Below are 20953 nucleotides of genomic sequence, written 5' to 3'. Positions count from 1 at the left end.
GGCTGACTACGAGACGACAGGGGTACCAAGGGGCATGAAGACGGTAGCGGGCAAGAAGGTCCTCGTCACGGGCGCCGCTATGGGTCTGGGCAAATCGTTCGCGCAGCGCGCGGTCACCGAACAGGCCACCGATGTGGTGCTGTGGGACATCAACGAGACCGCCCTCAAGGAGACCGCCGCCGAACTCTCGGCGCTGGGCGGCACCCACGTGCACTACTACGTGGTGGACGTCTCCGACCGCGATGCCATCGCCGAGGCCGGAGCCGCCGTGCGCGCCGAGGTCGGCGATATCGACGTGCTGGTCAACAACGCGGGCATCGTGCGCGGCAACGGGTACTTCTGGGAGACCGAGAACAAGGCCGACATCGACAAGACGATGGCGATCAATTCCCTTGCGCCCATGTACATCACGCTGGAATTCCTGCCCGCCATGGTCCGCAACACCGGCGAGGCGCGGGTGCTGAACATCGCCTCCTCGGCGGGCCTGGTCGCCAACCCGCGCATGAGCGTCTACGCCGCGTCCAAGTGGGCGGCGCTGGGCTGGTCGGATTCGGTGCGCCTGGAGCTCGAGCAGTCCGGCAACCACCACGTCACCTTCACCACGGTGTGCCCGACCTACATCAACACCGGAATGTTCGACGGCGCCAAGGGTTTCTGGTTCACCCCGATCCTGGATCAGGAAGAGGTCGTCGACACCTCCTGGGACGAGATGAAGAAGGGGTCCGCGCTGGTCGTGCTGCCGTGGACCTCTCGCCTCAACCGCGCCATCTCCGGTCTGCTGCCGCTCAAGTTGCGCGACTTCTACCTCAACACCGTCGGTGTCTACCACTCGATGGACGAGTTCACCGGCCGCAAGTAGCCGTTGGATCACCGGGCCCGGCCCGCGCGAGAATCTTCGCGCGGGCCGGGCTCGTTCATGATTAATTAACGTTGCTCGTGCTGTGCTCGATAGGCAATCGACGGTGACCGCGTGGGTACCCGCGCTGTGCCATACTCGGCCCGGGGGCGGTGTCCCCGAGGGAGGAAAGAGAACTGCAATGGGCCTGTTCGACATGATCCGCGGCGAATTCGTCGACATCATCGAATGGTTGGACGACACCCGCACCACACTCGCGTGGCGGTTTCCCCGCTACGACAACGAGATCAAGAACGGCGCGGAGCTGATCGTTCGCGAGGGGCAGCAGGCGGTGTTCGTCTACCGCGGGGCGCTGGCCGACAAGTTCGGGCCCGGCCACTACACCCTGACCACCGAGAACATGCCGATCATGTCGACCCTGCAGGGGTGGCGGCACGGCTTCAACTCCCCGTTCCGGTCCGAGGTGTACTTCATCAACACCCGCCCGGTCACCGATCTGCGCTGGGGCACACCGCAACCGGTCACCGTGCGCGATCCCGACTTCCGGATGGTGCAGATCCGCGCCAACGGCACCGCCAACGTGCGCGTCACCGATATCGAGGTGTTCCTGCGCCAGATGATCGGCACCAACGGTGAGGTCGACGCCGACGTGCTCAGCGAACAGCTGCGCGGCAACGTCACTCTCGCCTTCTCCGACATGGTCCTCGCCAGCGGTCTGGGCGCGATCGACCTGCAGGGCCGCCAGGTCGAACTGTCGGACAAGCTGCGCGAATTCGTGGGACAGCGACTGTCGGGCTTCGGCATCGGCGTCGAGGGCGTCACCATGTCGATCTCGCTGCCCGAGGAGATCCAGCAGGCCATGACCCGCGGCGTCGCGCGCGGTGTCGAGGCCGGCGGCTTCATGAACAACGTCGACCTCAACCGCTACCAGCAGATGCAGGCCGCCGACGCCATGCTCGCCGCCGCCCAGAACCCCGGTGGCGGAATGGGAGCCGCCATGCAGGCCGGCATGGGTGTCGTGCTCGGCGGCCAGATGGCCGGAGCCATGCAGGGCAGCTACGCCCAGCCGCAGCAACAGCAGCAGCCCGCCCCGCAGCAGGCCCCGCCGCCGATGCCCGGCCAGCAGCAGTTCCACTTCGACAACGCCGGTCAGGCCGCGGGCCCCTTCCCGATCGACCAACTGCGCCAGTACGTTTCGGCGGGCCAGCTCACCCGCGACACCAACGTCTGGGCCGAAGGCATGGCCGGCTGGGCCCCCGCCTCCACGGTCCCCGCGCTGCAAACCCTCTTCGCCGCACCCCCGCCGCTGCCCGGCACCCCGCCGCCCCTGCCCCCGCAGTAGCGCCCCGCCGAGTGGCACCCCGACAGGCCGATCGTGATCACGAACCCAGTTCCGCACGATCGGCCTCTCGCGCTACCCACACCCCGGCGTCCTCGAATCTCCCTCCCCACCAACGGCAGTGACCTCCCGGTCCGCCACCTGAGTGAGCCCTCATGAACGACACCCAACCTCCCAACGGCGACCCCGCCCACCCGCGCACCGCCGACCCCCGCCCCTGGAACCCGCCGTATCAGGCGGACCAGCCCGACGGCGGACCCGTACCAGCGCAGCACCAGCCGCCCGTATCCGGCCCGGGATCGCCTGTGCCGCCGCCGTATCCGACCCCGGGATCGCCCGCGCAGGGTGGTCCGCCGCCGCTGCCAGGTCAGTACCCCGTCCCGCCGAACGCACCACAGTTCGCAGCGCAGGGCCCGGGATCCGCTGCGCCACCGCCACTTCCGGGATCTGGCGCGTCGTTCCAAGGTGGGCCGCCGCCGATACCGGGCCAGTACGGCATGACACCGCCGCCGCTCCCGCAGCAGTCGGACGCGCCACGGCAGAGTGCGAATCCTCCGGGATCTCCGATTCAGGGTGGCCCCCCTCCGATGCCACAGGGCTCGAATGTCTCGACAGCGTCCGCGTACAGCGCGGGATCGCTTGCGCCGCCGCCGCTTCCGGGTGCCGGACCGCAGAGTGGTCCGCCGCCCATGCCCGGGCAGCAGCCGGGGTATGCGCCGATGCCCGGGGCTTCGCCGGTGGGGATGGCTCCGCAGCCGGTGTTCGTGGCTCCGGTGATCATTCCGCAGGTTGGGGGAGAGGCTCCAGTGCAGCCGGAAGCGGCTGCGGCGGAACAGGGTTCGGTGGTGCCGGATCGGGCGATGCTGCATGCGACGGAGTTGACGCGGACCTATCCGTGTAGCTCGTGTGGTGGGCAGTTGGCGTTCGATCCGGTCGGGCAGGATCTGCTGTGCCCGAATTGTGGGAATCGGTCGGCGATCACGACACCGCAGGAGCCGGTGCAGGCTCGGGAGTTGGCGCCCGCGATGGCCGCGCTGCACGAGTTGCAGGCTCGGGAGTCGGGGCCGCAGGTTACCGGGGAATGGGAGGTGAAGTGTCAGAACTGTGGTGGGACAACGAGTTTCACCGGCAGTTTGACCGCCACCAAGTGCCCCTACTGCGCCACGCCGATTCAGCGTGACGATGTGCACAACGCGCCCGCGCGACTGCCCGTGGACGGGTTGCTGCCGTTCCAGGTGGGGGAGAAGCAGGCGCAGCAGCTGGTCGAGAAGTGGGTGTCGAGCCGATGGTTCGCGCCGTCGAACTTCCGCAAGTACCGGCGGGTGGGCGCGTTCTCCAGCCTGTACACCGCGTACTTCAGCTACGACGCCGACACCGAGAGCTGGTATCAGGGCGAGCGTGGTGACGATTACCAGGTGCGCACCGGCACCGACTCCGACGGTGATCCGATCTACGAGACCCGCACCCGCTGGTATTCGGTGTCCGGTCAGGTCGCCAACGACTTCGCTGATCTGCCGGTGCTGGCCAACGAGAACCTGAACCGCAAGCGGATTCGCTCCCTGGAACCGTGGCCGATCGAGCAGGCGCGCTCCTACTCACCGGAGTATGTGGCCGGGCACCTGTGCCGCACCTACGACAACGACGCCGAGCAGGCGTTCCCGGAGGCGCAGCAGCGCATCGAGCAGGTGATCGAATCCTCGGTGCGCTCCGATATCGGCGGCGACCACCAGCGCATCCACGAGTTGAACACCTCGTGGAACTGGCTGGCGTACAAGCATCTGCTGCTGCCGATCTGGCTGCTCACCGTCGTCTATATGAACAAGCCGTACCAGGTCTACATCAACGGCCTCACCGGTCAGGTGTCCGGCGACCGCCCGTACAGCAAGGTCAAGATCATCGCCGCGATCCTGGCGGTCCTCACGGCCATTATCGCCGCCGTCGGGATCTACAGCGCCACCAGGCATTCCACGCCGAAGCATCCGACGCAACCCGGACACAGCGTGGTGGCCCCGGTGCCGTCCGGCCCGGCGCACCCGACCACCGTCCACCATTGATCACCCTCGGAAAGTGAGTTCCCCATGGTGATACTCGTACTCGTCATCCTGATCGTGCTGGCCGCGGCGGTCGGCGGTGTGGTGCTGCTGAACAAGCGGCAGAAGCAATCTGTCGCCGACGCCAACCAGGTGGTGCCCGGCACCGCCACCCGCGCTCCCGCCTCCTGGGCGGGTTCGCACGATCCGGAGGCCCGCCTGCACCGCCGCCTGCGCGATGCCATGACCGCTCTGCGCACCGCCAACGCGATCGACGACGGCACCACCATCGTGCTGCGCGCCGAGCTCGAGCAGGCGGCCCTGGCCTGGGACGACCGCCTGGTCGCCATCGCCGCGCTGCCCGCCGCACCCGCCCGCGAGGAGCAGCGCGGCGCGGCCACCAAGGCGGTGCAGTCCATCGAAGACGCTGTCGCACAGTACGTCTCGGCCACCACCCAGCGCACCGCCGCCGACGTGTCCGCCGGACTGACCTCGGCCCGCGCGCAACTCGACATCGAGGCCGAGATCCGCCGATCGTTCGAAACGCATTGAGATAGCAGCACAGCGCGGCCGACATCGGTCGGTCGCGCCGTGCCGCAAGGCAATTCGCGATACCTGCTCGCGAACGGGCGCACTCTTCAGTCGAACGCGGCGTTCAGTGCCTTCAGTTCAACGTCGCTGCCAACTCGTCGAGCGAGTGGATGATGGTCACACCGGCCTCGGGTGCGCGTCCGAGGCTTTCGCGATCGAGCCAATAGGCTTGCAGCCCCGCGTCTCTCGCGCCGAGCGCGTCGACGTCATAGCGGTCGCCGACGAATCCGACCTCGTGCGGGGACAGCCCGAGCAGGTCGCATCCGGCCAGGAAGATGCTCGGGTCGGGTTTGGCGGCACCGAATTCGCTGGAGCAGAGGATGTTCTCACCGAAGTGGTGTAGCAGTCCGACGGTGTAGAGCTTGCCGGTCTGATAGTCCAGAGAGGCGTTGGATACCACGCCGAGCCCGACGCGGCCCGCGAACCGCTGGAACGCGGGCAGCACGTCCGGGAATGTCGTCCACGCGGTGTCGCGTCGTGAGGCGTAGCGGGCGAACCAGGCTTCCGCGTCCTCGGTGCTCGCGCCGATGTGGTCCAGGAACATCGCGGTGCGCACCTGCTGCTGGCCGGTGAAGGTCAGCTCCCCGGCCAGGAAGCGCGGATACTCCCGCTCCTCGATCTCCCGCCACAGCGCCACCGCCTCATCGGGCGAGGCGAAGCGGTCGAGCAGCCCCTCGGCGGTCAGATGCCGGAGGATCCCGGTCCGGGCGGTCCCCGAATAGTCGATGAGGGTGTCGTCGATGTCGAACAGCAGTCCGCGAATCGTCATGCGCGCGTGCCGATCACGACGGTGGCCCCGCGTTCGTCGTCGTCGGCGATGCGTGCCGTCAACCCGTATCCGCGCATGATCTCCACCGCCGCCTCCGCCTGCTCTTCGCTCTCCTCGACGAGCAGATGTCCGCCGGGAGCCAGCCATTCGCCCGCCACCGCGGCGATCCGCCGCAGCACGTCCAGTCCGTCCGGTCCGCCGTCGAGCGCGCTGCGCGGCTCGTGATCGCGGGCCTCCGGCGGCATCCGGGCGATCTCCTCCGACGGCACGTACGGGGTGTTCGCCAGCAGAATGTTCACGCGCCCCGCCACTTCCACCGGAACCGCCTCGAACAGATCCCCCTGTAACACCTGACCCCCGATCGCCGCGAGATTGCGCCGCGCGCATGCCACCGCCGCCGGTTCGATATCCGCCGCGATCAGCCGCACCCGAATCCCCGCCGCGGCAAGCTCATTGGTGAACGCCAGCCCCAATGCGCCACAGCCGCAACACAAATCCAGCGCCGTGATCTCGGCGAGGTCGACGTAGTCGGCGGCGTCCGTGGCCAGCGCGATGGCCTGCTCGACGAGGAAACCCGTACGCTGCCGGGGAACGAAGACGCCGGGTGTGACGGCGACTCGCAGGCCGCGAAATTCCGTCCACCCCAGTAGGTGCTCGAGTGGATATCCCGCGATGCGTTGCGCGACAAGAGATTCCAGATGCTCACCGTCGGTGGCGGCGGCCAGTAGCAGCTCCGCCTCGTCCTCGGCGAAGACGCAACCGGCCGCACGCAGTCGCGCGACCAGGGTCCCGGTGTCCGCAGAGCTCACCGCGTTATTGTGCACGCCCGGACATTCGCCCGAATCGGGCGGGGTCCGGGCGTGCGGGTCGATCAGCGTTCGACAGGCAACCGCAGGGTGCGGGTGGTGTCGAGGTAGATGCCGCGCTGACTGGCCTTGGCGGGCGGCGGCAGCTGCGAGACCAACTGCTCGAGCGAGGTGGTCGCGCCGACCACCGGGATGCCCGCCACGATGAAATCGGCCACGGCCCGGCGAATGTGGTTGGGCGAGGTCACCACGATGGCGCTGGTGGCCCCGGCGTCGCGCAGCATGTTCACGCCGAACAGCGCGTTCTGCACCGTCGATCCGGCGCGGTGATCGGCCAGGATCCGGCTGGCCGGAATGCCGTGCCCGATCAGCCAGCCCTGCATGGCCGCCGCCTCGGTGATGCCGTTCTGCGGATTGCCGCCGGTGACCAGGATCGGCGACATCGGCGACGCGATGGCCTGCAACCAGGCCGCCTGCATGCGGTTCACCAGTTCGGGCCGCATCGACCCGTCGGGCAGCAGCCCGTAACCCAGCACCGCGATCCCGGTCGAGGGTCCCGCGATGGCCGGAATCGGATTGGGCAGGGTGCCGACGGCCGCGCCGATCGCCCCGAACAGTCCCCGGGTCCCGCCCGCGAGTCGCGGATCGAGGCCGTTGAGCCGGTTGAGCGCGACTTCGCGGGTGATCAGGTCGCCGGTGTAGTCCGACCAGATCGCCTGCAACGCCAGTGCCTGCGCGTCATCGGGTGATTCGGCGAGCAGTGCGCGCAGGTCGGCGAGTCCCGCGCCCTCGTCGCCGCTGGTGAAGTTGTCCTGTGCCGAGTTGTAGAGGGCGGTGGCGTCCGCATGCGCGGTGCCGGTGCCCAGCAGGGTGAAGGCGGCCGCCGCCGCCGCGAGCAAGGTGGGAAAACGCCTGGCGATCTGCACTGCTGTCGACCTTTCGGAGGGGGTCACGCATGCGAAGCTGGCTATCTTGTACGTAGCTGATGGTTGGCTCGGTACCGAATGGGGACACGATACGACTGCACAGGCCGGTTGTCGGGTATTTGCCGAACCCATTTCGCAGGTTTGACCCAAGTCACATCAGGGCACGCGCGCGAGACGCTTCCGCCCACGAGCCCGATTCGGCAGCGGGATAAGGTGTTTTCCCGTGGACACGACTTCGCTCATCGGCAAGGAACTCGCCGCCGCCATCAACGCCGACACCAAGCAGCGCGCCGCCGCCCTCGCCGAGGCGGGCACCCCCGCCCGCCTGGCCCTGGTCATCGCGAATGACGATCCGGCCAGCGCCTGGTACGTGAAGTCGCTCAACCGCGCCGCCGAACGCAATGGAATCGTCTGCGACAACGTCGAACTCGGGGTCGACGCCACCGCCGAGCAGATCCGCGCGAAGCTCACCGAGCTCTCCGCCGACGGGACCGTGGACGCGATCATGCTGCAGACCCCGCTGCCCAAGGGTGTCGGCCTCGACGACGTCAGCTCGGCGATCGCCGCCGCCAAGGATGTCGACGGCGTGAGCCCGTTGTCGCTGGGCCTGCTGGCCTCGGGTCTGCCCGGCTTCCCGCCCGCCACCTCCGAGGCCGTGGTGGAACTGGCCAAGGCGCATGCCATTCCGCTCGAGGGCCGTCACGTCGCGGTCGTCGGCCGCTCCAATATCGTCGGCAAGCCCCTCGCGCAGCTGCTGTTGGCCGAGAACGCGACCGTCACCGTCGCCCACTCCCGCACCGTCGATCTGCCCTCGATCACCTCGGCCGCCGACATCGTGGTCGCCGCGGTGGGTCGCGCGGGCCTGATCCGCGGTGAGCACGTGCGCGACGGCGCGGTCGTCATCGACGTCGGCACCAACGAGGACGACAACGGCGGCATCACCGGCGACGTGCACGCCGAATCGGTCACCGGCAAGGCGTCGGCCCTGAGCCCCGTCCCCGGCGGAGTCGGCCCGGTCACCACCGCGCTGCTGATGCGCCACGTGGTCCAGGCCGCCGAATCCGCCCGCTGAGCAACCGAATCCGCCCGCCTGGTATCGAATCGGCTAGCCGGGCAACGGGTTCCGTGTGAATGCGAAACGCCGGTCCAGGAATACCTGAACCGGCGCTGCATCTTCGGGATCGCGCTCGGATGCGACGGGAACGGCTACCAGTGCACGGTGACCGGGTCGCCGATGGACACGTTGTCGTAGTACCACTCGGCATCCGCCGGAGCCAGGTTGATGCACCCGTGGCTCACATTGGAATTGCCTTGCGAATCCACCGACCACGGCGCGGAGTGTACGTACACGCCACCCCATGTCAGTCGTTCGGCGAACTCACCGGTGATCAGATAGCCCTGCGGATCGCTGAGCGGGATCCCGATCGTGCGTGAATCGAAGGTGACGGTGCGGTCGTGCGACAGGACCGGGAAGGTGCCCGTGGGCGTCTCCCAGCCGGATTTGCCCATCGACGCGGGCATGGTGCGCACCGGAACCCCGCCGATGAAGACGGTGAAGGTGTGCGCCGACATGTCCGCGTCCGCGGTCGTGCCGCCATTGGTTTGGAACTTGCTGTGCAGGCGTCCCGCCGAGACCGTGATCGGTGAAGAGGCGGGTAGGTAGCCGGACGGCGTCCAGGTGAGTTGCCGATCGTCTACCCAGGAGAAGTGCCCGGCGAGCGCGTTCGTGGCGTGGACGTCGACCATCCGCTCCGCGCGAGCGCGATCGGCGACCGACTGCGTGAACTGCACTGTCACTGGTGTGGCTATGCCAACCACCTGACCGGGGCCCGGCGTAATCGCCTGCACTGCCGGGAGACTCGATGTCGCGTATGCCGCACCGGCGGCTCCGGACCCGAACGCGGCGGCCGCCGCGAGAACACTTGCGACGAACAGCGTGCGAATGACTTTCCGCATCGTTCCATCCCTTCGAGAGGGTGTGGTCCAGGGGTCCTCAGACTATGGCCTGATGATCAGTTCCAACCGGAAAAGTTCCCGGTTCGTGACCTATGCCCCGGCGTGGGCGCTTTGCGAATGTCGCATCGCCCGGTAGCGGGCCGGAAACCGGCCCGTGCCCGAATCGTGATGCTGGAAGGTGTCCGGAAGCCGCGTGGCGATCAGCGCAGAATGGCCGTGACGACGTCGTTGTGCAGCCCGTCGGCGCGCGCGATGACCTCTTCGATCTGCTTGAGCACCGGAGCGAACTCCGCGCCCGCGGCAGCGTCGAGCGAGGCCACATTGATCGCGATGTTCAGCTGCGAGCTACCGGCGGCGGACCGCGCGCAGTCGGCGGCCGCACCGATATCGGTCACCACGTTCGGGTTGCCGATGGGCAGCAGTTCCGTTGCGAGAGAGACGATTTCGTCGGCCTCGGTGACCACGGCGGCGGGCACGCGCGCGGCCTGCAGCAACGACGCGGTGATCGCCTCGGCGCGGGTTGCCTGCTCCGCGGCGGTCTCCTTGGGCAGCTTGTAGGCGCTGCCGACCGCGGTGAAGGCGGCGGCATCGGCGTCGGCCAGCGCCAGCGAACGTTCGCGCGCGGCGTCGGCGGCCTCGATGATCCGGTCGATGACCGGCCGATTGTCCGCGTCCTTGGCTCGGGTGGTGTAGCGCGCCACCATCGCCACCAGCGCCGCGCCCTGCGCCGCGTGCAGCGCGGCGACCGCGCCACCGCCGGGCGCGGGCACCTTGGCGGCCAGCTCGTCCAGGTACCCCCGCAGCGTCGAGTCACCGAAGGTGGTGGTGTCCTGAGTCATGAGGGGTGGCCTCCCTTGGCAGTACGCGGAATTCGTGCGATTTCGCCGCCTACCGTAGCCGTTCGTCGACTCCGCGCCGTAACCCGGTCGCTGTCGGTATGCCAATAGTGGGTAAGGTCCCGCACATGCGTATCGGACTGTCGATCAACTACACCGACGGCTTCAAGGAGATCGCCGCCGAGGTCGCCGACCTCGAGCGGGCGGGCCTCGACATCGTCTTCGTGCCGGAGGCGTATTCGTTCGACGCGGTGTCCGCGCTCGGCTACCTGGCCGCGAAGACCGAACGGGTGCAGCTGGCCTCGGGCATCCTGCAGCTCTACACCCGCACGCCCACGCTGACCGCGATGACCGCGGCCGGTTTGGACTACGTCTCCGACGGCCGGTTCATCCTGGGCCTGGGCGCGTCGGGCCCGCAGGTGATCGAGGGCTTCCACGGCGTGCCCTACGACGCCCCCATCGGCCGAACCCGTGAGGCGCTGGAGATCTGCCGGCAGGTCTGGAAGCGCGAGCGCGTCCAGTACCAGGGCAAGTACTACCAGGTCCCGCTGCCCGAGGGGCAGGGCACCGGCCTGGGCAAGCCGCTCAAGCTGATCAATCACCCTGTGCGCGAGAACATTCCGGTGCTGCTGGCCGCGCTCGGCCCCAAGAACGTGGAGCTGGCCGCCGAGGTCGCCGAGGGCTGGCAGCCCATCTTCTTCCTGCCGGAGAAGGCCGACGCGGTCTGGGGTGAATCGGTGAAAGCCGGTCTGGCCAAGCGTGATCCGGCCCGCGGTGACCTCGAGATCTTCGCCGGTCCGGCCCTGGCCATCGGCGACAATGTCGACAGCTGGCGTGACGGCGTCAAGCCGCACCTCGCGCTCTACATCGGCGGCATGGGCGCCAAGGGCAAGAACTTCTACCACGCACTGGCCACCAAGTACGGGTACGGCAAGGAAGCCGACCGCATCCAGGAGCTGTACCTGGAAGGCCGAAAGGAAGAGGCCGCCAAGGTGGTTCCGGACGATCTGGTCCGCGATATCAACCTGATCGGTTCGGCCGGATTCGTGAAGGAGCGCGTGCAGGCCTTCCGCGAGGCCGGTGTCACCGTGCTGAACGTGGTGCCGATGGCCGGTACCCCGGCCGAGCGCGTGAAGCTCATCGAGCAGCTGCGCGAACTCGTCTAGTAGACACCGCGAAACGACAACGAGCCCGGGCGCGCAGCAAGCGCCCGGGCTCGTTGTCTGCTGTCAGCGCAAGGCGGCCAGCGCCTCCTCGAGGGTGGTGTGCAGTGCGAAGACCTGATCGAGGCTGGTCACTTTCAACTGCCTGCTGGTGGCGGGGCCGTCGGCCACCACCGCGATACGGGTGCCGCCGGCGCGTTTGTGCGCGCCGACCAGTACCGCCATGCCCGCGGACGCCAGGAAGCTGACCGCGGACAGATCGATGACGAGCGCGGCGGGTTTACCACCCAGGGCCGCGTCGACCGCGTTCTCCAACGCGGGGGCGGTCGCCAGATCGACGTCGCCGGCCACGGTGAGCACGGTCGCCTCATCGCGTTCGGTGACCGAGGTGGTCATCGTGTCGGCGAATGGATAGCCGTCTCCGGAAGTGTTGGTCACGTTTGTTAAATCTGCCATGATCCGTCCGTTCGCGCTGCATCGTCGGCCACATCGGTACTGGTTCGGTAACCGGCACTGTCATGAAAACCCCGGATACCGTGCCACTTCGGTGTTTCGGAAGAAGTCTGCCGAAAACGTGTCGGCAGGCGGTGATTCACACCCGTCCGGCCGCCGAGAATGAAACGGCCGGTAGTCTCACCGACATTCGGACCCGGGTGCCCGGTCCGGAACTGTCGATGTCGAGTTCCTCGGTGAGCGCCCGCATCATGGTGATGCCCCGGCCCCGATGCCCGGGATCGATCGGTTGCGGTCGCCACGCACCGGTATCGGTCACCTCGACGGTCAGCGTATCCACTTCGCATTCCGCGCTGATCCGCACATGTGCGGGCGTACCGTCGAGGTACGCGTGCTCGATGCTGTTGCTACAGGCCTCGTTCGCGGCCGCCACCAGATCCACCGCGGTGTCGTGCGGCACCGCCGCGGCCGCCAGCCACGAGCGCAGCGCGCGCCGGATTCCGGACAGTTCGTGCGCCTGCGCGGGCACCTCGAGCCGCAGCGATTTCGGCGGTTGCCGATAGACCACCAGGGCCACATCGTCGTCGTAGCCGCCCTCGGGCCGTAGTCGCGACAGCACGGAATCGGCCACCTCGCGCGGCAATCGGCCTGCGAGGCCGGTCAATTCGTCGGCGAGTTCGATGAAGCGGTCCCCGATATCGACGCCGCGCTGCTCGACCAGACCATCGGTGAACAGCACCAGCGTCGAACCCGGAGCCATCGCGGTGGTGGCCTCGGGCCGTCGCGGAATGTCGAAGGTGGCCAGCGGAACCGCGCGCCCGCCTTCGAGAAGCCTGCCGCGCGTATTGGGTTCGGCCAGCACCGGCGGCATGTGCCCGGCATTGGAGTAGCGCACCAGTCCGCGCACCGGATCCAGGATGGCGGCGCACACGGTGGTGCACATGGCCCCCGGAATCCGTGCTGCCACCGCGTCGAGTTCGGCCAGCAGCTGGGCCGGACCCGCGCCACGCAGCAGCAATGCCCGTGCGGCCGTGCGCAATTGACCCATCACCACCGCGGCCGACAGTCCACGTCCGACGCAGTCGCCGACGACCACGCCGATGGTGCCGTCCTCGAGGCGCACCACGTCGTACCAGTCGCCGCCGATCTCCAGCGGCGGCAGCGCGGGCTCGTAGTGCACCGAGAACCGCGGCGGCAGTTCGATCGGCCCGAGCATGGCGCGCTGCAAAGTCAGTGAGGTGGAACGGGCTTGGTCGAAGTTGCGGGCCCGCTGCACCGCCAGGCTCAGATGCCCGACCAGCAGCGAGAACAGCGCCCAGTCGCCGGGCGCGATCACCCGCGGCGCCGCGAACCGCAGCCACAGCGCCGAATCCCCGCTCTCACCGAGCGGCGCGACGATGCCCTCGGAACTGGTGGTGCCCTCGGGAATCGCGAACATGGTGCGCCCCGGCTGCAACCGTGCCCGATCCAGCAGCGCCCGCGCCCGCGCGTCCAGCACCTGCCGCGATTCCGCACCGTCGGCCGGAAGATCTTCGGACACATACAGTTCCGGCCCGGTGTGGCGGTTGGGCCACACCGACACCACCGCGGCCTCCGCGCCCACGGTGCGCCGCAGCTCCTCGAGCCCGATGGTCAGCACCTCGACCACACTGGTGGCCGCGCCGACCGCCGTCGCCAGCCGCGACACCGCCTGATCACGTGCCTGCGCATCGTGTTCGGCGGTGACGTCGCGCAGCGTGCCGACGAAAATCCGTTCGCCGTTCTCGGGTTTCACCAGCGAACTGGTCGACACCGCCAGCCACAGCTGCCGTCCGTCGCGATGCTTGATCGGCGTGACGAACCGGGACGCGTCGGTGCCCAGCGCCGGATAGCGCGGGGCGTTCGGAATCGTCCACGGGTGGGGGAGTTGGTAGGGCAGCCCGTCGGGCCCGTACCCGGTCAGCGCCCCGAACGCCGAGTTCACCTCGACCAGCGTGCCCTGCGAATCGACGACGAAGAATCCGTCCTGCAGCGACTCCACCAGCGCGGTGCGGAACACGTCGCGGCCCGCGAGATCCTCCGCGCGCGAACGCTCCTGCTCGTAGCGCCGGTTGCCGTCGAGGAACCCGCGCGTCGCCACATCCAGTGCCGCCATGGTCTGCAGCAGGAATTCCAGGGCCGCCTCGGAGCGGTCGGTGCCGTCGGGCACCGGCAGCACGCCGTCGCTCTCCAGCAGCCGGAAGTGATGCTCGGTCAGATCCAGGATGCTGACGCCCTCGACGAGGGCGCGGCGGCCCAGTTCGAAACCCTCGGCGAGGGTGATCTGATTGGGCGCGCGCAGATGCAGGCGGAGCGCGGCGGCGTACGCCTCGCGGAACGCCGCCAGCACCGTGCTCACGCCATGGCCCGTTCGCCCGGATTCGCTGTCATCACTTGGCCCCTGGAACTGGTTGTGCGGCATGGGAATGCCCGCGGTGGCGGGCGGCCAGCACCAGGGCGTCGTCGGTGTCCTTGGCGTGCCGGGCCAGGACGTCGGCGGTGATCTCGGCGGTTGATTTGCCCAGATCGATATCGTCGGCGAAATTGCTGGTGATGCCGTCGGTGGACATCAGCAGCAGGTCGCCGGGGCGCACCGGCACGGTCTGCGGTGACAGGTTCGGCGGCAGCAGATAGCCGACGATGCCACCGCCCAGCAGCGCGGTGGCACGAATGGCGGGTTTGCCCGGAGCCGCGGCGACGATGCGCGATTCGACATTGCCGACGCCCAGCCAGTGCACCCGGTCGCGAGAATCGAAGAGCGCCAGCGACACTGCCGCACCGCGGGTGTCGGACATGGCGCGATGGCACAGCAGCAACAGCACATCCAGCGGCTCGGCTCGATTCTCCGACAGCACCTGGGCCGCGCGGTCGGAGGCGTCGGCGGCGGCGGCGCCGTGGCCGAGACCGTCGAGGACCGCGAAGAGCACCGAACCACCACCCGCGTCGAGGATCACCGACCGATCACCCGAAACCCGTTGTCCGGGAAGCGCGCGCCCAGCGACGGCCCACTCGACCGCGCCGATGAAGCCGTCCTCACGCACCGGTGGGCACCCACTTCCACATTTCGACCAGCGTGCCCTGGCCCGGGCTCGAGGTGATCTCCATGCCGTCCATCAGGCGCTTGGCACCCGGAAGTCCAAGTCCCAGACCACGTCCCGTGGAGTAGCCGTCCTCCATGGCCCGCACGATGTCGATGATGCCGGGGCCCTTGTCCTGGGCCTGCACCACCATCGATCGGCGACCCTCGCGATCGGCGATCGCGAGCCGGATCTCCCCGGTGCCCGCGTAACTCGTGATGTTGCGCGCCACTTCGGAAATGGCGGTCGCGATCATGGTGCGATCAGAGAGCGAGAAGCCGAGTTTGCTTGCCAACTCCAGCCCCGCTTGCCGAGCGGTCACGATGTCGTTGGACACGTTCACCGCGATCACCAAGTCGTCAGCGGCCACGATCACGACTGTTTCTTTGGCCGCGATTGAGGATCTTCCAGTTGAGCCAGGCCAGCCCTTCTTCCAGATCCAGTGCGGTGTGCATGTCTTCGAAGGTGAGCCCGAGTTGCACCATGGCGAACGCGACTTCGGGCTGTAGGCCCACGATGACCGTCTCCGCACCGCGCAGCTTGGTCATGTGGGCGATGGTACGCAGCGAGCGCGCGGCGAAGGAGTCCATCACGTCGATCGCGGTGACGTCGACAATGATGCCCTGCGCGCGATAGCGGCTGACATAGGTCATCAGATCGTCTTGCAGGCGTTCGGTATCCGCGTCGGTGAGAGCTGACTGCACCGACGCGATAAGGAAGGTGCCCTGCTTCAGAATGGGTACCGGCATCTGCCCCGCCCTGGTTACCTTGCGTCGCGATCGGTGACGCGCGACACCTCGTAGCCGAGCAGGCGCTCGGCTTCTTCGATGCCACCCTGGAGGTCGCCGACCGCGTTCATCTTCGACAGATCCAGCCCGATGGTGACCAGGGTAAGCGCGATCTCGGACGACAGGCCGGTAATGATGACATTCGCACCCATCAGTCCGGAGGCGTCGACGGTCTGCACCAGGTGGTTGGCCACCGTGGAGTCGATCGCGGGCACACCGGTGATGTCGATGACGACCACCTTCGCACGGTTCGCTCGGATCGCGCGCAGTAGCTGCTCGGTCAGCTGCCGAGCGCGCTGCGAGTCCAGCACACCGATGATCGGGAGGATGAGCAACTGCTCACGCACCTGCAGCACCGGCGTCGAGAGTTCTCGAATCGCCTCCTGCTGCTGGCGGATAACGCGTTCGCGCTCCTGCACGAAGGACACGGCCACGGTGTTGGCGATGCGGTTGGCGGCCGGTTCGTAGGCGTCGAGAACCAGCTTCAGCAACTCGAAGTCGGTCTGGTACTTCTCGAAGAGGCTGCGTGCCAGCACGTCTCGCAGCAGGAGCACGATGCCGACGACCTCGTCGGTCTCGACTCCTCTGGGAATGATGCGTTCGGACAGGTCGCGGGCGTAGGCCTGCAGGGCTTCGACGCTACCGGTCTCGAGGACCTCGACGTAGTTGTCGTAGACGGAGGTGGCTTCGGAGAAGATTTCCTCGGGCGTCATGGCGGTGAGCAGCTGGGCATCGGTGATGCGGCGGGCCCACTCCTCGCGCAACTCGGTGCGATTCTGTCGCAGGTGCTCGACCAGCTGCGGGAGCAGGTTGTCGACGGGACCCGCGGGCAGCGAATCCGTCGAGAGACCGATGGACACGTCGGACATGGAAATTCCTGCCCCTTTCACTAAGGCCAGGTCGGGTGCTCACTTCAGGTCCGGTCAGCCGACCGTGCGCTCGGTGCCGACTACCGTCGGAAGCCGTTGCCGAGCCTAGTCTTACCCACTACCCCGTGGGTGCCAAACCAAACCGAGGTGGGCCGCCTTTTCCTCACGCGGTCGGCTCCTCGCGCGACTCCGGTCGCCGGTGGTGTGCCAGCAGCGTGTCGTAGATGTCGGCGAGGGCATCGAGCTGACTGCGATCGAGGACGTCGATCATGTGCCGCCGCACGCTGTCCACGTGTGCGGGAGCGGCGGAATCGAGCACCTGCGCGCCCTTTTGGGTGAGTACCGCGGCGGTGCGCCGGGCATCGTCGGGAATCGATTCCCGGGCGACCAGCCCGCGCTTCTCCATTCGCGTGATCTGATGGGAGAGTCGGCTCTGCGACCACTCCAGCACCGCGGCGAGCGCGGCGAAACTGCGCCGATGATCGGGCGCGTCGGCCAGCCGGGCCAGCACGGTGTATTCCACGTAGGTGAGGTTGGCCTCGCGTAGCGAATCACGTCCCACCGCCGCGGCGATGAGGTCGCGGGTGAACACGAATCCCAGCCACGCACGCATCTCGACATCGTCGAGCCAACGGGTTTCGATCACGGTTCCACTCCCGGAGTCTGATCCCATGCTAAGTCCTCCCCACCTCCGACAATCGCATCATGCACAGGTAACACCTGCTCGGTTGAAGGTGCAACCTGCGAAGTTCGCAACGTGGATGCGAACACGTCCCCTGCGCGCTAGCGCTGCCTGCCGGTCGGCCGGTGGGGCCCGCTCGGTACAGTCACTCTGCTTGAACCGTCGGCTGACAGCCCCCAGCCCTGCTCGAGGAGTGCGATTCGTGACCGCGCCTGACTTCCTGTATTCGGATCTGCTGCCCATCGGCAAGGACGAGACGCCGTACCGGCTGCTCACCACCGAGGGTGTGAGCACGTTCGAGGCCGGTGGCCGGACCTTCCTGCAGGTCGATCCCGAAGTGCTGCGGCTGCTCACCGCCGAGGCGATGCACGACATCAGCCACTACCTGCGGCCCGCGCACCTGCAGCAGCTGCGCAAGATCATCGACGATCCGGAGTCCAGCGGCAACGATCGCTTCGTGGCGCTGGATCTGCTCAAGAACGTGAACATCTCCGCGGGCGGCATCCTGCCCATGTGCCAGGACACCGGCACCGCCATCGTGATGGGCAAGAAGTCCGAGGGTGTGCTCACCGGAGCCGATGACGCGGAATGGATTTCGCGCGGCGTGTTCGACGCCTACACCAAGCTGAACCTGCGCTACTCGCAGCTCGCCCCGATCACCATGTGGGACGAGAAGAACACCGGCAACAACCTGCCCGCGCAGATCGAGTTGTATTCGCAGGCAGGCGATCCCGCACAGCCGTCCTACAAGTTCCTCTACATGGCCAAGGGTGGCGGTTCGGCCAACAAGTCGTTCCTGTACCAGGAGACCAAGGCCGTCCTGAACCCCGACCGCATGCTGGAGTTCCTGGACGAGAAGATCCGCTCGCTGGGCACCGCGGCCTGCCCGCCGTACCACCTTGCGGTCGTGATCGGCGGCACCTCGGCCGAATTCGCTTTGAAGACAGCCAAATACGCCTCCGCGCACTACCTCGACAACCTGCCCACCGAGGGGTCGATGGCCGCGCACGGCTTCCGCGATCTGGAGCTCGAGGAGCAGGTCTTCAAGCTGACCCAGTCCTTCGGCATCGGCGCGCAGTTCGGCGGCAAGTACTTCTGCCACGACGTCCGCGTCATCCGCCTGCCCCGCCACGGCGCGTCCTGCCCGGTCGCCATCGCCGTCTCCTGCTCGGCCGACCGTCAGGCACTGGCCAAGATCACCCCCGAGGGTGTGTTCCTCGAGCAGCTGGAACGTGAACCGGCGCAGTACCTTCCGGAGCAGACCGACTCCATCCTCGGCGGCGACGTGGTCCAGATCGACCTCAACCGCCCGATGGCCGACATCCGCGCCGAACTCTCCAAGTACCCGGTGAAGACCCGCCTGTCGCTGACCGGCCCGCTGGTGGTGGCGCGCGACATCGCGCACGCCAAGATCAAGGAGCGCCTGGACGCGGGCGAGCCCATGCCGCAGTACCTGCGCGACATGGCCGTCTACTACGCCGGTCCCGCCAAGACCCCCGACGGCTACGCCTCGGGCTCCTTCGGTCCCACCACCGCCGGCCGCATGGACTCCTACGTCGATCAGTTCCAGGCCGCGGGCGGCTCGCACGTGATGCTGGCCAAGGGCAACCGCTCCGCGCAGGTGACCAAGGCGTGCAAGGAGCACGGCGGCTTCTACCTGGGTTCCATCGGCGGCCCCGCCGCCCGCCTGGCCCTGGACTGCATCAAGTCCGTCGAGGTGCTCGAATACGCCGAGCTGGGTATGGAAGCCGTCTGGAAGATCGAGGTCGAGGACTTCCCCGCCTTCATCGTCGTCGACGACAAGGGCAACGACTTCTTCGCCGAAACCTCGAAGCCGATCGCCCTGCGCGTGCGCGAGCGATCCAAGGAACGCGTCTGACCCGGACGACCCAGGAGACGAACGGATGCGAGTGGTGAGCGAACGCGGAACTCCGGCAAGGCATACCGGTGCCCGCCGGGTAGCGGCGTGGGCGGTACTGGCCAGCGCAGGTCTGGCCGGTGGCTCCCTGGCCGCCGCTCACCCCGCCCGCGCCGACCTCGCACCCGCGACCACCGCCGGACCCGGCTCGGCCGTCAACGGTGAGGGCGTCCCCACCGCCAAGGCCATCGCCGCGGGCACCGAGGGCCTCGACCCGCGCCTGGCCGCCGCCTACTCCGCGGCGGCCTCGCAGGCGTACGCCGAGGGTGTCTCGCTGTCGATCACCTCCGGCTATCGCACTCCCGCCGAACAGGAATCGCTGTGGGAGGACGGCATCAACACCTACGGCAGCCCCGAGGCGGCGCGCCGCTGGGTGCTGCCGCCCGGAGAATCCACCCATGTGACCGGTCAAGCCATCGACGTCGGCCCGCAGGAGGGCGCGGCGTGGCTGGAGGACCGGGGCAACCACTGGGGCCTGTGCCGCATGTACGACAACGAATGGTGGCACTTCGAACTCGCCACCGTCCCCGACGGCTCCTGCCCCGCCCGTCTGCCCGACGCCAGCATGCGCTGAGGTCGGACCCTGCGCCGACCGCTAGCCGTCGGAATCCGCTGCGTCGCTCCAGGTTTCATCGCCGCTCATCGGTCGCAGCCAGGCCACCAGTGCGGTGCGGTCGTCGTGCGAGTCGCGACGGCGATAGCGCAGGGCGTCGATCATGCGATGGGCCCCACAGGGTTCGGTCCAGCGGGCGGCCAGCCAGGCTCGGGTCTGCGGAGATTCGGTGATGTCTTCCGCGAGACCATCGGTGGTCAGGACCAGCGCTCCGCAATACCGCATCGCCGCCGTGGCCACCTGGATGATGTCGCGCGGATTCGGATGCGGCAGTGGCGATTCCACGATATTGCTCGGCTCCTCGCGGTCGACCTCGGCGAAGACCGGGGTGTATTCGGCGTCGTCGAGCAGGTAGGCCGCCGTGTCACCGGCCCGCGCGAACAGCATCGGCCCGCCGTCGGCGGTGAGTGGCAACCGGCACAGCAGCAGCGTCGTGTGTAGGTCGGACGGATGCCAGCCGGGCAGCTGCGCCCGCTGGATCCCGATCAGCTGGATGTTCGCGTATTCGATGGCTCGGACCAGTGTTTCGGTGCCGTCCGTCACCGCGTCGGCGTGCGTGATGGCGGCCGCCTGCGAACAGCACAGTCGCGCCAGCAGTTCCGCGCCGACCTGCGCGGTGCACGGCCGGTATCCGAGCCCGTCGGTGACCGCGAGGATCAGCGCCGACCCGTCCTGTGCGGGCATGAAGAAGTAGGAGTCCTGCGCGGTGGTGCCCTCGGACTGATGGATCGTCCCCGCGATGCTGGCCGCGGCGACCCACCGGTCGCGCAGTTCGCCACCGTCGGCACGAACACTGGGCAGCGCGAACGGCAGCCCCGACATGATCGGCAACGGCTGCGCCGCAGGGCCTTCGCCGATGGCGGGTGCGTCGGTGGCCAGTTCTCGCGGGCTCGGCAGCGGTTCGCGGGTCTCGAAAGGCTCCGGGAAGCCGATCGGTTCGGGCGGCGCGAGGTCGACCGGGCATTCGTGGATCACGGTGTCCAGATGGTGTTTTCCCCAGGAGAACATCAACGCACCACCACGGCACGGGTGTTTGCTTCGCACATACCGAATATCACGATCTCGGCGGCCGTTCGGTTGCGGCCGGAACGTGATCCTGCGCTGCGGACAGGAAATGTCGGCGGGCGTTCGACATTCGCGAACGATGGTGAATCCGGCACGGCGGGTATCGCTTTCGAGAAGGGAGATCGGTTGCCCGGCATGGCATGCCGGGCGCCATGAACGCTAGTTTCGACGGCCCGGGTGAACCACGCGGTAAGCCCT

General features: G+C 67.9%; 21 protein-coding genes. 8 read left to right on the top strand and 13 right to left on the bottom strand.

The window, feature by feature from the left end:
- Window positions 1-34 precede the first annotated feature (34 nt).
- The 4 genes from OG300_RS14475 (at window position 35) to OG300_RS14460 (ending at window position 4777) form a co-directional block, all read left to right on the top strand.
- Window positions 35-859 carry an SDR family NAD(P)-dependent oxidoreductase gene (locus OG300_RS14475; protein WP_405496084.1) on the top strand — a complete coding sequence of 275 codons (825 nt, stop codon included), beginning with the start codon at window positions 35-37 and terminating at the stop codon, window positions 857-859.
- 178 nt (window positions 860-1037) lie between these two features.
- Window positions 1038-2198, top strand: a complete 1161-nt coding sequence (locus OG300_RS14470) for an SPFH domain-containing protein (RefSeq protein ID WP_405496082.1) — start codon at window positions 1038-1040, stop codon at window positions 2196-2198.
- A gap of 716 nt (window positions 2199-2914) precedes the next feature.
- Window positions 2915-4249 carry a hypothetical protein gene (locus OG300_RS14465; RefSeq protein ID WP_405496080.1) on the top strand — a complete coding sequence of 445 codons (1335 nt, stop codon included), beginning with the start codon at window positions 2915-2917 and terminating at the stop codon, window positions 4247-4249.
- 24 nt (window positions 4250-4273) lie between these two features.
- Window positions 4274-4777: a hypothetical protein gene (locus tag OG300_RS14460; RefSeq protein ID WP_405496078.1), complete on the top strand. Its 504-nt coding sequence runs from the start codon at window positions 4274-4276 to the stop codon at window positions 4775-4777.
- A gap of 112 nt (window positions 4778-4889) precedes the next feature.
- On the opposite strand, the gene OG300_RS14455 is transcribed toward OG300_RS14460, so the two are convergent.
- The 3 genes from OG300_RS14455 to OG300_RS14445 all read right to left on the bottom strand — a co-directional run bounded on the left by OG300_RS14455 (window position 4890) and on the right by OG300_RS14445 (window position 7317).
- Window positions 4890-5585 (bottom strand): HAD family hydrolase, encoded by a 696-nt coding sequence (locus OG300_RS14455; RefSeq protein WP_405496076.1) that lies wholly within the window; start codon window positions 5583-5585, stop codon window positions 4890-4892.
- On the bottom strand, window positions 5582-6394 hold the full coding sequence (locus OG300_RS14450) for a putative protein N(5)-glutamine methyltransferase (RefSeq protein ID WP_405496074.1): 813 nt from the start codon (window positions 6392-6394) through the stop codon (window positions 5582-5584). Before OG300_RS14450 ends, OG300_RS14455 begins: the two co-directional genes overlap by 4 nt.
- Before the next feature lie 62 nt (window positions 6395-6456).
- Window positions 6457-7317, bottom strand: a complete 861-nt coding sequence (locus tag OG300_RS14445; protein ID WP_405496072.1) for a YdcF family protein — start codon at window positions 7315-7317, stop codon at window positions 6457-6459.
- A 223-nt stretch (window positions 7318-7540) separates the two neighbouring features.
- Here OG300_RS14445 and OG300_RS14440 point away from each other — a divergent pair, with 223 nt between their 5' ends.
- Entirely contained in the window at window positions 7541-8389 is an 849-nt protein-coding gene (locus OG300_RS14440; RefSeq protein ID WP_405496070.1) for a bifunctional 5,10-methylenetetrahydrofolate dehydrogenase/5,10-methenyltetrahydrofolate cyclohydrolase, read from the top strand.
- 134 nt (window positions 8390-8523) lie between these two features.
- Here OG300_RS14440 and OG300_RS14435 read toward each other — a convergent pair whose 3' ends face one another.
- Window positions 8524-9273, bottom strand: coding sequence for a L,D-transpeptidase family protein (locus OG300_RS14435; protein ID WP_405496068.1), 750 nt, complete (start codon window positions 9271-9273; stop codon window positions 8524-8526).
- A 200-nt stretch (window positions 9274-9473) separates the two neighbouring features.
- Window positions 9474-10112: a cyclodeaminase/cyclohydrolase family protein gene (locus OG300_RS14430; RefSeq protein ID WP_405496066.1), complete on the bottom strand. Its 639-nt coding sequence runs from the start codon at window positions 10110-10112 to the stop codon at window positions 9474-9476.
- Window positions 10113-10237: 125 nt separating this feature from the next.
- Between OG300_RS14430 and OG300_RS14425 the strand changes: the two genes are divergently transcribed.
- Entirely contained in the window at window positions 10238-11275 is a 1038-nt protein-coding gene (locus tag OG300_RS14425; RefSeq protein WP_405496064.1) for an LLM class F420-dependent oxidoreductase, read from the top strand.
- Between the two features lie 63 nt (window positions 11276-11338).
- Here the strand turns inward: OG300_RS14425 and OG300_RS14420 are convergent, their stop codons facing one another.
- The 7 genes from OG300_RS14420 to OG300_RS14390 all read right to left on the bottom strand — a co-directional run bounded on the left by OG300_RS14420 (window position 11339) and on the right by OG300_RS14390 (window position 17123).
- Window positions 11339-11668 carry an STAS domain-containing protein gene (locus OG300_RS14420; RefSeq protein ID WP_405498556.1) on the bottom strand — a complete coding sequence of 110 codons (330 nt, stop codon included), beginning with the start codon at window positions 11666-11668 and terminating at the stop codon, window positions 11339-11341.
- 196 nt (window positions 11669-11864) lie between these two features.
- Entirely contained in the window at window positions 11865-14102 is a 2238-nt protein-coding gene (locus OG300_RS14415; protein ID WP_405496062.1) for a SpoIIE family protein phosphatase, read from the bottom strand.
- A 31-nt stretch (window positions 14103-14133) separates the two neighbouring features.
- A complete protein-coding gene (locus OG300_RS14410) occupies window positions 14134-14784 on the bottom strand; it encodes a SpoIIE family protein phosphatase (RefSeq protein WP_405496060.1) in 651 nt (216 codons plus the stop codon).
- Window positions 14777-15190, bottom strand: coding sequence for an ATP-binding protein (locus OG300_RS14405; RefSeq protein WP_405496058.1), 414 nt, complete (start codon window positions 15188-15190; stop codon window positions 14777-14779). The genes OG300_RS14410 and OG300_RS14405 overlap by 8 nt, the downstream gene beginning before the upstream one ends.
- Window positions 15180-15569: an STAS domain-containing protein gene (locus tag OG300_RS14400; protein ID WP_405496056.1), complete on the bottom strand. Its 390-nt coding sequence runs from the start codon at window positions 15567-15569 to the stop codon at window positions 15180-15182. The genes OG300_RS14405 and OG300_RS14400 overlap by 11 nt, the downstream gene beginning before the upstream one ends.
- A gap of 14 nt (window positions 15570-15583) precedes the next feature.
- Window positions 15584-16477: an STAS domain-containing protein gene (locus OG300_RS14395; protein WP_405496054.1), complete on the bottom strand. Its 894-nt coding sequence runs from the start codon at window positions 16475-16477 to the stop codon at window positions 15584-15586.
- Window positions 16478-16640: 163 nt separating this feature from the next.
- A complete protein-coding gene (locus OG300_RS14390; RefSeq protein WP_405496052.1) occupies window positions 16641-17123 on the bottom strand; it encodes a MarR family winged helix-turn-helix transcriptional regulator in 483 nt (160 codons plus the stop codon).
- A gap of 238 nt (window positions 17124-17361) precedes the next feature.
- On the opposite strand from OG300_RS14390, the gene OG300_RS14385 reads away from it, so the two are divergent.
- Window positions 17362-19038, top strand: coding sequence for a fumarate hydratase (locus tag OG300_RS14385; RefSeq protein ID WP_405496050.1), 1677 nt, complete (start codon window positions 17362-17364; stop codon window positions 19036-19038).
- Between the two features lie 25 nt (window positions 19039-19063).
- Complete coding sequence (locus OG300_RS14380) at window positions 19064-19651, top strand: M15 family metallopeptidase (RefSeq protein WP_405496048.1); 588 nt, start codon at window positions 19064-19066, stop codon at window positions 19649-19651.
- 21 nt (window positions 19652-19672) lie between these two features.
- On the opposite strand, the gene OG300_RS14375 is transcribed toward OG300_RS14380, so the two are convergent.
- The gene (locus tag OG300_RS14375; RefSeq protein ID WP_405496046.1) at window positions 19673-20698 is read right to left on the bottom strand and encodes a protein phosphatase 2C domain-containing protein; all 1026 of its coding nucleotides are present in this window, start codon (window positions 20696-20698) and stop codon (window positions 19673-19675) included.
- Window positions 20699-20953: the final 255 nt, after the last annotated feature.

Origin of the sequence: Nocardia sp. NBC_00511, assembly GCF_045161165.1 — a bacterium.
Taxonomy (GTDB): domain Bacteria; phylum Actinomycetota; class Actinomycetes; order Mycobacteriales; family Mycobacteriaceae; genus Nocardia.
This window is presented reverse-complemented; position numbering and strand designations above follow the sequence as displayed.